Source organism: Mesorhizobium sp. M0698 (assembly GCF_040320455.1).
GTDB lineage: Bacteria > Pseudomonadota > Alphaproteobacteria > Rhizobiales > Rhizobiaceae > Mesorhizobium.
Genome location: NZ_JAMYPQ010000021.1, coordinates 31,102 through 44,649, shown reverse-complemented (window position 1 = coordinate 44,649; position 13,548 = coordinate 31,102). Strand labels below are relative to the sequence as shown.

Here is a 13,548-nt window from a genome sequence, read left to right as displayed (position 1 = left end):
GCGGATTGGCAAGCGCGCTCCGCGCTAGCATAGTCCAGGCTCGTGAGATGGCGGTAGTTCAGGTCGCCGACCAAGTCCAGTGCCCAGATGTATTCCGCCCCCAATTGCTTCATTGACTAAGCTTGGGAAGAGGGCACTTCAATGAAGGGAAAGGTTCGGTCCCTGCGCAGGCTTACCTCGATGTGACGCGATTACTCCAATTGAAGAGGCTAAATGACTGAAGTGGTGGACTTTTTTGCGGACAGAATGACCGAGAGTGAGCGGGCAGGATCGAAGCGGATCGTAGCGTAGGGAAACATCGGATGCCGGCGCGCAGCATCGTGTCATGGCGTAGAAAAGGCGGGGCTCGCCGTGCTGAACGAAACCGCGAACTTATGTGTTGCAGATTGCCCTCAAAGCTACGCCAGAGCCCTCCGTCAGGATGCGGAAGCGTGATCGCGACCGCGCCGAGCGGATCCGGCTTGCCGGTGGCCCAAAGCCGACATTGAGGGAACGCGCCGTCTCGCTCGCTCTTGAGAACGGCGAAGTCCGGACAAAAGACCTGACCGACATCGGCGTTCCTCGCTGCTACCTCGCCCGCATGTGCAAGGAAAGCTTGCTCGTGAAGGTGGGCTATGGGAGCTACCGTGTGGCAGTTCCCAAACAGGGCCTCAAGCTAGTCCGCCATGCAGCTTAATTCGGGCTGCCGCATCTGCTATGTCGTTGACGATCGCTGCGCGCGCCTCGGCGCTGTCGCGCTTATCAAGTGCTGCAAGAAGCTTCTCATGATGCCTCACCGGGCGGCCGCGGAATACTGGCGCGCGCTGTGCCATTTGGTGCTGACGAAGCGGTTGTGACATGTTCGGCAGCCCGCGGGATAGGGCCGCGATGTTCGACTGTCTGGCTGTCGCGGTACCATACGGAACGATACGGGAAGATTTCCGACTTTGGCCCACGAAAAAGCCAATGAAATCAACAATCTTGGTACATCCTCCGGGCCCACCATATTATTACATATCAATATGTTACGCTTAATTCTTCGGGTTTGAATTGAGCGCTGTCGGGTAAATCCGTGACTTTTAGCGAAATGATTTTGGGCCCGTTCGTCGATTTTCTCCGTCTCGTTGATGGCACCCGTCACAGGTAGCTCAACACTCCCGGCTTCAAAAGACCCTTCAGCGATGCGTACGGCAATCGGCGGCAACGACGTGCAATTAGGCGGGTTCTGAACTCGGCCGTAGTCTCAAAATGCCCTTGTGCGGAGCAAAGTGTGGATCCATCCGCTTGCAGGTTCATGACCCTTCGCCAATCGCCGCTCCAGTCGCGAGCGGAATACCGGCACCAATTGCACCGGCCGCGGCGGTCCGTAGACCGCGGCTGCGGCCCGGTCATCCGCTGGCCGGGTAGTATCGCGTCTCCTGGAAGCTCCGATCTCCATTTGCCCGATGGCGCTCCCGATTGTGAAATCGGATGCAAGTGAAAAAAACTACCGGGCAATCAAAGCAGACATTTCTGGACTGTTTGCCGACTGGGGCGGAGTTTGGCGCGACGCTTGAACTTCAGCCGGAGCCCAAATGGCTTTACCATCCGATCCAGATTTCCACGCCCATGAAACACTTCGGCTGATCGGCCCTGATCCGCAGAACTGGGTGCCGGACCGCGAGGGCATCAACCACAATGTCTTCATCGTCGGCGGCGGGCAGACGGGCGCCACCTTTGCCTTCGCGTTGAGGCGCGCCGGCATCGGCAAGGTTACGGTCATCGATGCCGCGCCGGACGAGAGCAAGGCTGGCATCTGGCTCTCCCATGCGCGGATGAACCGGTTGCGAACGCCAAAGGGCTTGCCGGGGCCGGAACTCGGCTTGCCGGGCTTGAGTTTTCAGTCCTGGTACGAAGCCCGCCACGGTGCGGAAGCCTATGCCGGTTTCGACCGCATCGTACGGACGGATTGGGCGAACTACCTGAAATGGTATCGCGACTTTCTCGGCATCGGCATTCGTTACGGCACACGTCTCATTCGCATCGAGCCGGCTGGCGGGCATTTTCGCCTCCACCTCGAAGCCGACGGCACGCCATCGGTCGAAACGGCGCGCAAGATCATTCTGGCCAATGGATTTGGCGGCAGCGGCGGTCCAGTGATACCGGCGGTACTTGCCGCCTTGCCGCAGGGCCTTGTCGCACACAGTTCGGCGGCAATCGATTTTGCCTCGCTCAAGGGAAAGGCAATCGCTGTCGTCGGGTCGGCGGCTTCGGCATTCGATGCGGCCGGAGCTGCCCTTGAGGCCGGCGCGAAATCGGTGCGTCTGTTCGCCAGACGCACCAGCATCGCCAGCGTGCCGATCAACCGCGTGCGCGGCTATCCCGGGGCCTATGACAATTATCCGCTGCTGCCCGTTGCGGTGCGCTGGCGCCAGGCGCTGCGCTTCCGCGAGGCCGGTTCGACGCCACCGCTCGATGCGGTGGAGCGGGCGGTGCGGCACCAGAATTTTCATCTCCATCTCGGTGCCCCCTGGACAAATGCGGATGTCGAAGACGGCAAGGTCGTCACCGAGATCGCCGGCGAAACATTTGCCTTCGACTTCGTCATCGCCAGTACCGGCTATTTTGCCGACCCGACCCGCAAGCCGGAACTTGCCGATTTCGCCACCGCCATCCGGCTATGGCGCGACCAGTACGCGCCGTCGGAAGCAGAGCGGGATGAGTTTTTCGGCGCCCATCCTTATCTCGGCCTCGGCCATGAATTTCTCGAGAAGGCGCCGGGGGAGGCGCCATTCCTGAGGAATATCCATGTCTTCAATCCCGGCGGCTTTGTCAGTTTCGGCCTGCCGATCGGCGATGTGCCGTCGATCAGGCGCGATGTGCCGGCTGTGGTCGCGCGCATCAGCCGCGATCTCTTCCTCGCCGATCTCGACAGCCATGAGAGTCGCATAACCGGGAGCCATCCGGCCGAGTTCGGCGAAGACGCCTATGCCGCTTCCGTCTGGCGGCCGGCGCGGACCATCGCGGCGGAATAGACGCATTTCCATGGACAAACGCCGATGACCTTCAGCCCTGACCTTTCCGACCCGTTCGTCGCCACGGCGGTCGAACTGCGCGATATCTTCGATCGGGATGCCGTGGCGCGCGACAAGGCCGGCGGGCGGCCGGTCGAGCAAATCCGTCTGCTGAAGGAAAGCGGCCTGCCGTCGGCGCAGATTCCCAAGCGCTATGGCGGCAAGGGCGCACCCTGGCTGTCGGTGCTGCGCGTCGTGCGCGAATTCGCCCGCACCGACGGCTCGCTCGCCCATCTCTACGGATACCATCATCTGCCGCTCAATGGCGTGCTGTTCCGTGGCACGGAGGCGCAGAAGGACCGGCTGCTGACACGCTCGGCAAGGGAGAACTGGGTCTGGGGCAATTCCGGCAACGCCATGTCGAAGACGTCGACGGCCAGGCACAACGGCAAGGGCTGGATCCTTAGCGGCTTCAGGCCGTTCTCTTCCGGTTCGCACATCGCTGACTATATCCAGGTCGCCTGGGAGGACGGTCAGGACCGGCTGGCAGCCGCAATCCCGGCTGACCGTGAGGGCATCGTCATCGAGGATGACTGGGATGGTGTCGGCCAGCGGCAGACCGGCAGCGGCAAGGTGACATTCAAGGACGTGCATGTCGGCGACGACGAACTGATCGGCTCGCCAGCGGTGCCGCTGACGCCGTTCCAGACGCTGACGTCACTGTTCCAGCAGGCGGTCCTGCTCAACCTGTTCGTCGGCAGCGCGCAAGGAGCGCTGAGCGAAGGCCGCGACTATACGATCTCGCAATCGCGCCCCTGGGTCTATTCCGGCTATGAGAAACATACCGACGATCCGTTCGTGCAACGCAAATATGGCGACCTCTATATCCGCACGCTCGCCGCGGCCGAACTGGCCGATATTGCGGCGCGAAGCCTCGACGCCGCCTATGGCCAGGGCGAGGCGTTGACCCTGGAGCAGCGCGGGCAGACGGCGATCGATCTCGCCACCGCCAATGTCTACGCCGGACAAATCGGCCTCGATGCGTCGAGCGAGGTTTTCGAGGTGATGGGCGCCCGTTCGGCCACCAAGGCCAACGGCTACGACAGGTTCTGGCGCAACGTGCGCACGCACACGCTGCACAACCCCGCCGAATACAAGAAGCGCACGATCGGCACCTGGTTGCTGACCGGGGAATTGCCGGCCGGCGGACTGTACCGCTGAGGAGGCGGGAAAAAAATGGCCAGGCGCAAGGACAAGCTAAAGCTCGGAGCGTTTCTTCTTTTCACCGGCCATCATGTGGCCGCCTGGCGCCATCCGGCGGCAGGCGAGGGGACCAGCCTCGGCGACTATGTCGAACTTGCCCGGCTGGCGGAAGCGGCCAAGTTCGACACCATCTTCTTTGCCGACGGCGTGGCGGCGCGGCTGAAGGATCTGGAGGCCGCCAGTCGCAAGGCGCATAGCGGCGTCTATCCGTTCGAGCCGATCACGCTGCTGTCGGCACTGTCGGCTGTGACCAGGAATATCGGCCTCATCGCCACGGCGTCGACCAGTTTTTCCGATCCCTACAATCTGGCCCGCCAGTTCGCGTCGCTCGACCATCTGAGCGGCGGGCGGGCCGGCTGGAATCTGGTCACTTCGTCCGATCCGGAGGCAGCGTTCAATTTCGGTCACGAGACGCATATCCAGCATGGCGAGCGCTACGACCGCGCCGAGGAATTCGCCGATGTCGTGCTCGGCCTGTGGGACAGCTGGGAAGATGACGCCTTCCCGCGCGACAGAGCAAGCGGGCGCTATTTCGACAAGGACAAACTGCATGTGCTGAACCACAAGGGCCAGCACTTCAAGGTGCGTGGTCCCCTGAACACGCCGCGAACGCCGCAAGGCCATCCGGTCGTGGTCCAGGCCGGGGCGTCGGGTCCGGGCAAAGAGCTGGCGGCTCGTACCGCGGAAGCGATTTTCGCGGCGCAGATCACGCTCGACGAAGCCACCGCCTTCTATGCCGACGTCAAGGGCAGGCTCGGCAAATATGGCCGCTCGGAGGATGACCTGAAAGTCCTGCCAGGCATTTTCCCGGTCGTCGGCCGCACCGAAGCCGAGGCGCGGGAGAAGTTCGAACAGCTGCAGGATCTCATCCAGCCGGAAGTCGGCCTCGGTCTGGTCTCGGCGCTGGCCGGCGGCTTCGACCTCAGCGCTTATCCGCTCGACGGGCCGGTGCCGGATTTGCCGGAGACCAATGCCGGCAAGAGCCGGCAGGCTCTGGTGATCGATCTGGCGCGACGCGAGAGTCTGACGATCCGGCAGCTCTATCTGCGCATCGCCGGCGCCCGCGGCCACTGGCAAGTGGTCGGCACGCCGCAACAGATCGCCGACACCATGGAAGAGCGGTTCGAGAATTACGGTGCCGACGGCTTCAACATCATGGCGCCGATCATGCCCGGCGGCCTGAAGGATTTCATCGAGCTGGTGGTGCCGGAACTGCGCCGCCGTGGCCTGTTCCGCGATGAGTATGAGGGCAGCACCTTGCGCGACAATCTCGGCCTGAAGCGGCCGGCAAACCGCTTTTCGCGGCATGCCGCGGCGGCTGCGGAGTAGGCCGGCAATGGCGCGCGACACGCTCTTTCTCATCCAGCCGGGTTTCGCCGACCCAAAGCAGCCGGGCCAGACGTTCGTCTGCCCCTATTGCAACCAGGTTGAGGGATTGCTCGCAGCCTTTCCCGATCTCGCCGCCAGGCTCGACGTTGAGCGCGTGCCGTTTTCGAGGCCGAGAGGCAAGGTGATCGATGCGCTCGGCGAACGGCACCAGTCGCTGCCGGTGCTGATCATCGGCAGCGATCCGCCCGCCGGCCTGCCGACGGCCAAAGGCAAGGTCTTCGTCGACGATACTAGGCGTATTCTCGCACTGCTTGCCGAGCGCCACGGCTTCGCTCATCTGCATGAGTGAGACGATGACCTTCGATCCCGATACGTCCAATCCATGGATTGCCAAGGCGGTCGAGCTGCGCGACATCTTTGCCCGCGATGCGGTCGAGCGCGACCAGCTTGGCGGCAGACCCGTCGAACAGATACGGATGCTCAAGCACAGCGGCCTGCTCACCATCGTCATTCCCAAGGAATTCGGCGGCGCCGGCGAACCCTATTCGACAGCGCTGAAGATCGGGCGCGAGTTCGCCAAGGTCGACGGCTCGATCGGCCATATTTACGGTTACCATTTCAGCGCACTGATCGCCGCCAGGCTCAATTCGGACGAACCGCGCTCAGCCGATCTGCTGCGGCGTTGGGCTGCCGGCGACTGGTTCTGGGGCAACACCGGCAACAGTTTTTCCAAAACGCTGTTCGGCCGCAAAGATGGCGAGTGGACGATCGTCAACGGCTTCAAACCCTTCGCCTCCGGCTCGCATGTCGCCGACTATCTTTCGACCTCGTGGGAAGACGAGGTCAGCGGCGAGAGGAAATTCGCGGCGATCCCGGCGAACCGCGAAGGCATCACCGTTCTCGACGACTGGGACGGCATCGGCCAGACGCAGACCGGCAGCGGCAAGGTCGCCTACAAGGACGTCAGGATCCACGACAGCGAGTTGGTGCGCGGTTGGGTCGACGCGTCGTTGCCAATCCGCACTATCGGCCCGCTGCAGCAGCAGAGCGTGTTGCTCAATGTCTTTGTCGGCACGGCCCAGGGCGCGCTGCTGGCGGCGCGAGATTATACGCTCAACAGTTCGCGGCCGTGGATGTATTCCGGCGTCGAGCGCCATATCGACGATCCATGGATCAAGCGGCAGTATGGCGAGCTCTGGGTCAAGACGCGGGCGGCGACGGCGCTGGCCGATCGCGCGGGGGCGGCGATCGATCATGCGATCGCGCGCGGCAAGGCGCTGACCGAGCAAGAACGCGGTGAGGCGGCGGTTGCCGTCGCCGCGGCCAATGTGCTGGCAGGCGATGTCGCGCTCGAAGTCACGACCGAGATATTCGAGGTGATGGGTGCCCGCTCCGCAGTGCGCAAATACGGCTTCGACCGCTTCTGGCGCAACGCACGCATTCACACCTTGCACAACCCTGCCGAATACAAGACCCGCACCGTCGGCACCTGGTATCTGACCGGCGCTTATCCCGAGCCCGGCGTCTTTCGATGAGCGGCCGGCAGCTCCATCTCAACGTCAACATCCTGCATGCCGGCTTCTCGCCGGCGGCATGGCGGATGGACGGCGTCGACCCCTATGCCGCCTTCACCGTCGACCACTATGTGCAGGTGGCGAAGATCGCAGAGCGCGCAAAGCTCGACGCCGTATTCCTTGCCGACCAGGCGGCGATATCGGACCGCATTGACTATCGTCCGATCACGTCGCTGGAGCCGACCATCGTGCTGGCGACGGTAGCCGCCGCAACCGAGCGCATCGGCCTGATCGCCACCGCTTCAACCAGCTTCAACGAGCCCTACAATATCGCCAGGCGCTTCGCGACGCTCGACCATGTCAGCGGCGGACGCATCGGCTGGAACATCGTCACCACGGCCGATCCCGCCTCGGCCCGCAATTTCGGCCTCAACGGTGCCATCGATCACGGCCGGCGCTACGAGCGGGCGGCGGAATTCGCTGACATCGTCAAGGCATTGTGGGACAGCTGGGAGGACGATGCCTTCATCGGTGATGTCGCCAGCGGGCGCTTCGTCGATGCCACCAAGGTTCACGCCATCGACCACAAGGGCGCACATTTCTCGGTGCACGGGCCGCACAATGTGCCGCGTTCGCCGCAAGGGCATCCGGTGGTCGTCCAGGCCGGCGGGTCCGATGACGGCAAGGACCTCGCCGCCCGCCACGCCGAAGCCGTGTTTTCCGCATCGCAATCTTTCGAGGAAGCGCTCGGCTATGCGCGGGAACTTAAGGCGCGTGCCGTCGCCTATGGCCGCACCGGCGGCGTGCCGCTCAACCTCGCCGGCCTAGCCACCATCATCGGCAGCACAGAGGCGGAAGCGGAGCGGCGGCAAGAAGAGCTGTGGGATCGCATTCCGCTCGACTACAGCCTTGGGCGGCTGTCCGGCGTGCTCGGCATCGACCGCGAGCGATTGAAGCTGGACGAGAAGTTGCCGGAAGGGACTCAACTGCCCCCCAACGGCGGCCACACCTTCTTCAAGGCCACGCTCGCGCTCGCCCGCAGCAATGATTTCACGGTTCGCCAGCTGATCCGGGCGCTGAACGGCAGCACTGGCCACCGCACCATCGTCGGCACGCCGGAGCAGATCGCCGACGATATCGAAAGATGGTTTGTCGCCGGCGCCGCCGACGGCCTCAACCTGATGCCGGACGTGCTGCCGACCGGACTGGAGGTCTTTGTCGATACGGTGGTGCCGATCCTGCGCCGGCGAGGGCTGTTCCGAACGGAATATGAAGGGCGCACGCTGCGCGACCATCTCGGCCTTGCCCGGCCCGAAAGCCGCTTTGCACCGCAGCCGAGCAAGGCGCCAGGGCTGCTAGGGGCAGCCCTTTGAGTGATCATCAAAATACAACGGAGCGGAAGGTCCTGCCATTGACCTCCATGCCCGGCCAAAATACAGGCCCGACAATGAGCGCTGATACCGAATTTCTTTGGTACATCCCGAACCAGGTCGATCCCGGTCACCGCGGCGAGCCGGCCGTCGAGGACCACAACAGCCTGGAGACGCTGACCAGCCACGCGAAGGCGCTTGAGGAGCATGGCTGGAAGGGCGCGCTGATCGGTACCGGCTGGGGTCGGCCCGACACTTTTACTGTCGCGGCCTCCCTCGCCGCGCGGACCACCTCCTTCGAGCCGCTCATCGCGATCCGCCCGGGGTACTGGCGGCCGGCGCACTTCGCATCCGCCGTAGCCACGCTCGACCAGCTGACCGCCGGTCGCGTGCGTATCAACATAGTGTCAGGCAAGGACAACCTCGCGGCATATGGAGATAGCGAAGGCGACCAGATACATCGCTATGCCCGCACCAGAGAGTTCATGCGGCTGGTTCGCAGACTTTGGACCGAAGAGAACGTGACCTTTGCGGGCGAGCACTTCCGGGTCACCGGGTCGACCGTCATGCCCCGCATCCATGTCTGTGGCGATCGTCGCCATCCCAAGCTCTACTTCGGCGGCGCGTCGGAGGCGGCCGAGTGGGTGTCGGCCAGCGAGGCGGATGTCCAGCTCTTCTGGGGAGAGCCGCTCGACGGCGTCCGGGAGCGGATCGAGCGGCTCAAAGCCTTGAGCAGGGAACTTGGCCGAGACCTCCCGCCTCTGGAATTCGGGTTGCGGGTCACCACGCTGGTCCGCGACACCACCGGGCAGGCCTGGGCGGACGCCGAGGCGAAGGTCGACGAGATAGCCAAGGGCAAGGGCGCCGGCTGGAACGATCACGGTCGGGCGGTAGCGGTGGGTCAGCAGCGGCTGCTCGATCTGCACGCGCGCGGCGAGGTGCTGGACGACAACCTCTATACGGCGCCGGGCAAGTACGGCGGCGGCGGCGCCGGCACCACCTGGCTGGTCGGCTCGGCCGCCGACGTCGCCCGCTCGCTCGGCAGGTACCGGGATCTGGGCATCACACACTTCGTGCTCTCGGACACGCCGTATCTTTCCGAGATCAAGCGGCAAGGCGATCAGTTGCTTCCGCTATTGCGCAATGGGGCCTAAGCCGCGCTTCTTGAATGACCTGGGGTCGTCAGAACACCGAATAAGCCAGATTGCCAAATAGGGAAGAAAATGTCACAGCCGGCCGCCTTCAGCATCCGCCCTTCCGACGCCGACCTACGTGGTGAAGCGGCGCTACGGCGGCGTTATCGAGCGCCGCAAAGCGCGCATACCGGCAACTGGAACGAAGCCCTCGAGGCGATCCTTTCGCATCGCTCGGTCCGCAACTATCTCGTCGAGCCGCTGCCGGATGGCACGCTCGAACTGATCGTCGCTGCCGCCCAGTCGGCCCCGACCTCTTCCAATCTCCAGGCGTGGAGCGTCATCGCAGTCGAGGATCCGGCGCGCAAGGCGCGGCTTGCCGGACTGGCGGCGGTCAATCGCCATATCGAGCAGGCGCCGCTGGTGCTGGTCTGGCTGGCGGACCTGTCGCGCCTGCGCGCTATTGCCGAGGCAAACGGACGGGTGGGCGAGGGCCTCGACTACCAAGAGAGTCTTCTGCTGGCCGTGATCGACGCCGCACTTGCCGCACAGAATGCGGTGGTGGCGATCGATGCGCTCGGGCTCGGCTCCTGCTACATCGGCGCGATGCGCAATCATCCGCAGGAGGTGGCGCGCGAACTCGGCCTCCCGCCGGAAACCGTGGCGGTGTTCGGCCTGACCGTCGGCTATCCCGATCTCCTGGCTGCGACTGACATCAAGCCCAGACTGCCCCAGGCTGTGGTGCTGCACCGCGAGCGCTATCAGTCAGACCTCGATCCGGACGATCTTGCAACCTACAACCGGACGCTTCGTTCATTCCAGCAGGAGCAGGCGATGCCTGTGGTCGACTGGACGGAGTTGATGTCGAACCGCATCGGCAGCAAAGCAGCGCTGAAAGGCCGTGATCGCCTGGGCGAAGCGCTTAAAGCGCTCGGCTTCAAACTCAAATAGGGGCGCGCGCCTGCTCGCGAGAGACCGAGGTGAGACTATTCCGCAGCGACGATGGCGATGCGAGCCGGCAGCGGCACCGGCGGCGTGAAGTCGAGCGCGCCAAGCCGACGCGCCTCGGCCTTCAGCCAGGCATGAAAGCGCTCGACCGTCGCCAGCTTCGCCTTGTGCGGCGTCGTCGCGAAATAATAGGAAAACTCGACCGGCTGCGGCGAGCCGAATGGGCTGACCAGACGCCCCGCGGCAAGGTCGGGTTCGGCCAGCCGAAATTTGCCAAGACCGATGCCCTTGCCGGCAGCAGCGGCGTCGAGAACCAGCGAGGACTGGCTAAGCCGTATGCCGCCCTCGACAAGCCGGCCGGACAGGCCGTTGGATCTCAGCCAGCCCTTCCAGTCGGGGCAGCTTGGATCGCGTTCCGGTCCGTCCTCATGCAGGATCGGCGCTTCACGCAGGCCCTCCGGCCCGCGATAGAGACCGTGCATGCGAGCAAATTCCGGGCTGCAGACGGGCAGCACCGCTTCCGAAAAAAGCCGTTCCGTCAGCAGGCCGCTATAGGCGCCCGACCCGTAGCGGATGACGCAGTCGACGTCTTCGCTGGCAAAGTCGGCAAGCCTGGTCGATGCGTTGACCAGCACTTCTAGGCCGGGTACCGCGTCGCGCAGTGCGTCGAGGCGCGGGATCAGCCATTTGCTGGCGAAGGAGGGCGCGACCGACACTTTGATCGGCGCATCCTCCTCGTCGCCGGAAATCCGCGCGACCGACTCGACAACGACGTCGAAAGCCTCGGTGAGGCCGGGCATCAGCGCCTGGCCGGCCGACGTCAGCAGAAGCTCGCCGCGGTTGCGATGGAACAGCGGTTGACCGAGGTGATCCTCGAGCAGGCGGATCTGCTGGCCGATGGCGGCAGGCGTCACATGGAGTTCTTCGGCCGCCCGCGTAAAGCTCAGGTGGCGGGCGGTTGCGACAAAAGCGCGAAGCGACGTCAGCGGCGGAAGCCTCGCCAACGTCGGCCGCAGCTTCCTTGATTTTGCGCGAATGAGATCGACCATAGAGCGCATTCAACACGTTCAGGCCGGGCGCGACGAGGGCGGGCTTTGCGCTAAAGTGCTCGGTGGAAAATTTCGTTTGCCGCAGCGTCGCGGCAGCGGGAACGGAAATCTAAAAAATCGTAATGTCTACAATTCTTGTAGAAATAAGATCGGAGCGCTGATTTGGGCGTCGAGCAGCGTTGCCAGATCCTGGAATGAAACGGTCGTGCGAAGCGGTGCTTTCGGCAGACGATAGAAAATCATTCTTCCGGTTTTGCGGCGTGGCAGAGATCATCGCGTCGAGGCGCCGGAGTGTGTTCGGCCGCCGGATGCCATCGAAGCCGTTTTCCGGAGCTCAAGGCCATGTCTGTCAATCGTCGTCATTTCAACCAGCTGCTGTTGCTTGGCGGTGCGAGCTTCGCATTGCCCGGGGTTTCCTTCGCTGCCGAAGGAACGCCGGTCCAGGGTGGCACGCTCAACTGGGCCTACTATCCCGACCCCACGTCGCTGATTGCAATCAACACCTCGTCGGGCACCGGCCAGGCGATCGGTCCCAAGGTGAATGAAGGTCTGCTTGATTTCGCCTATGACCTCAGCCCGAAACCGCTGCTGGCGACGGAGTGGTCGATCAGCGATGACGGCCTGCGCTACACCTTCAAACTGCGCGAGGGCGTCAAATGGCATGACGGCAAGGACTTCACGTCGGAAGACGTTGCCTTCACCATCTTCCGGCTGAAGGAGGCGCATCCGCGCGGCCGCATCACCTACCAAAACGTGACCGCGGTCGAGACGCCCGATCCGCACACCGCCATCATCGTGCTTTCAAAGCCGGCGCCCTATCTGATCACGGCACTGAGCAGCTCGGAATCACCGATTGTGCCGAAGCACGTCTACGAAACGTTCAAGCCGGCGGAACAGCCGAAGCTCGAACAGACGATCGGCACCGGTCCCTTCATTCTCAAGGAATGGGTGCCCGGCAGCCATCTGATCTTCGACCGCAATCCGGATTATTGGGACGCGCCTCGGCCCTACCTCGACCGCATCGTCCTGCACGTCATCCTCGACCCGGCCGCACGTTCGGCGGCTCTTGAAACCGGCGAGATCGATATCGGCGCCAATCCCGTGCCGCTGGCCGACATCGAACGGCTGAAGGCAAACCCCGCTCTGGTCGTCGACACCAACACCTACGCCTATTCCGGCCCACAGCAGCAATTGTTCTTCAACTACGAGAACGAAATCCTGACCAAGCGCGATGTGCGCCTTGCCATCGCCCACGCAATCGACCTGCAGAAGCTGGTCGACATCGCGCTCTACGGTTATGCGCAGGTATCGCCGAGCCCGATCAGCACGGCGCTGCCCAAATGGTATGACCGCAGCATCAAGGCGCGCGAGCCCGATACCAAACTGGCGGAGAAGCTGCTCGACGACGCCGGCTATCCGCGTGGCGCCGATGGCACGCGCTTCAAGCTCCGGCTTGCCTACAACGCGTTCCTGCCGGCGTCCTATGCCGATTTCATCAAGCAGTCGTTGGCGACGGTCGGCATCGATGCCGAGATCCTCAAGCTTGACCTGTCGACGTTCCTGAAGACCGTCTACACCGACCGCGCCTGGGACCTGGTGGTCGAGTCGCTGTCGAACACCTTCGATCCGACGCTCGGCGTCCAGCGCGCCTACTGGTCGAAGAACTTCAAGATCGGCCTCGTCTTCTCCAACGCTAGCCACTATGCAAACCCCAAGGTTGACCAGATCCTCGAAGCCGCGGCAATCGAGCCCGACGAGACCAAGCGGCGCGAGCTCTGGCACAAATTCCAGCACATCATCCATGACGACGTGGTGTCGGTCGATCTGGTCGCCGCCGGCGCCCAGATCGTCGCCAACAAGAAGGTCCGGGATTTTGCGCCCGGCGCTCAGGGGATCAACAACAGCTTCGCGCAGATATGGCTCGCGCCAAACGCCTAAGCGTTCTGCAAGCCCTCTGGTTGGGACCGGCG

The 13,548-nt window shown here is 63.5% G+C and carries 10 protein-coding genes; 9 read left to right on the top strand and 1 reads right to left on the bottom strand.

Annotated features, from left to right (window positions below):
• Positions 1-1,553: 1,553 nt before the first annotated feature.
• The 8 genes from NKI16_RS28720 to NKI16_RS28685 all read left to right on the top strand — a co-directional run bounded on the left by NKI16_RS28720 (position 1,554) and on the right by NKI16_RS28685 (position 10,532).
• Positions 1,554-2,993, top strand: a complete 1,440-nt coding sequence (locus NKI16_RS28720) for an NAD(P)-binding domain-containing protein (RefSeq protein ID WP_023679432.1) — start codon at positions 1,554-1,556, stop codon at positions 2,991-2,993.
• 24 nt (positions 2,994-3,017) lie between these two features.
• The gene (locus NKI16_RS28715) at positions 3,018-4,193 is read left to right on the top strand and encodes an acyl-CoA dehydrogenase family protein (protein WP_023679433.1); all 1,176 of its coding nucleotides are present in this window, start codon (positions 3,018-3,020) and stop codon (positions 4,191-4,193) included.
• Between the two features lie 15 nt (positions 4,194-4,208).
• Positions 4,209-5,564 (top strand): LLM class flavin-dependent oxidoreductase, encoded by a 1,356-nt coding sequence (locus NKI16_RS28710; protein ID WP_352622008.1) that lies wholly within the window; start codon positions 4,209-4,211, stop codon positions 5,562-5,564.
• A gap of 7 nt (positions 5,565-5,571) precedes the next feature.
• Complete coding sequence (locus NKI16_RS28705; RefSeq protein ID WP_023679435.1) at positions 5,572-5,913, top strand: DUF3088 domain-containing protein; 342 nt, start codon at positions 5,572-5,574, stop codon at positions 5,911-5,913.
• A 4-nt stretch (positions 5,914-5,917) separates the two neighbouring features.
• The gene (locus NKI16_RS28700; protein ID WP_352924033.1) at positions 5,918-7,099 is read left to right on the top strand and encodes an acyl-CoA dehydrogenase family protein; all 1,182 of its coding nucleotides are present in this window, start codon (positions 5,918-5,920) and stop codon (positions 7,097-7,099) included.
• Complete coding sequence (locus NKI16_RS28695; RefSeq protein WP_023679437.1) at positions 7,096-8,451, top strand: LLM class flavin-dependent oxidoreductase; 1,356 nt, start codon at positions 7,096-7,098, stop codon at positions 8,449-8,451. The genes NKI16_RS28700 and NKI16_RS28695 overlap by 4 nt, the downstream gene beginning before the upstream one ends.
• Positions 8,452-8,525: 74 nt before the next feature.
• Positions 8,526-9,602 carry an LLM class flavin-dependent oxidoreductase gene (locus tag NKI16_RS28690; protein WP_023679438.1) on the top strand — a complete coding sequence of 359 codons (1,077 nt, stop codon included), beginning with the start codon at positions 8,526-8,528 and terminating at the stop codon, positions 9,600-9,602.
• Positions 9,603-9,671: 69 nt separating this feature from the next.
• A complete protein-coding gene (locus NKI16_RS28685) occupies positions 9,672-10,532 on the top strand; it encodes an NADPH-dependent oxidoreductase (protein ID WP_023679439.1) in 861 nt (286 codons plus the stop codon).
• Between the two features lie 35 nt (positions 10,533-10,567).
• Here the strand turns inward: NKI16_RS28685 and gcvA are convergent, their stop codons facing one another.
• On the bottom strand, positions 10,568-11,578 hold the full coding sequence (gcvA, locus tag NKI16_RS28680) for a transcriptional regulator GcvA (RefSeq protein WP_023679440.1): 1,011 nt from the start codon (positions 11,576-11,578) through the stop codon (positions 10,568-10,570).
• Between the two features lie 342 nt (positions 11,579-11,920).
• On the opposite strand from gcvA, the gene NKI16_RS28675 reads away from it, so the two are divergent.
• Positions 11,921-13,516, top strand: coding sequence for an ABC transporter substrate-binding protein (locus NKI16_RS28675; protein WP_023679442.1), 1,596 nt, complete (start codon positions 11,921-11,923; stop codon positions 13,514-13,516).
• The last annotated feature ends 32 nt before the right edge of the window (positions 13,517-13,548 follow it).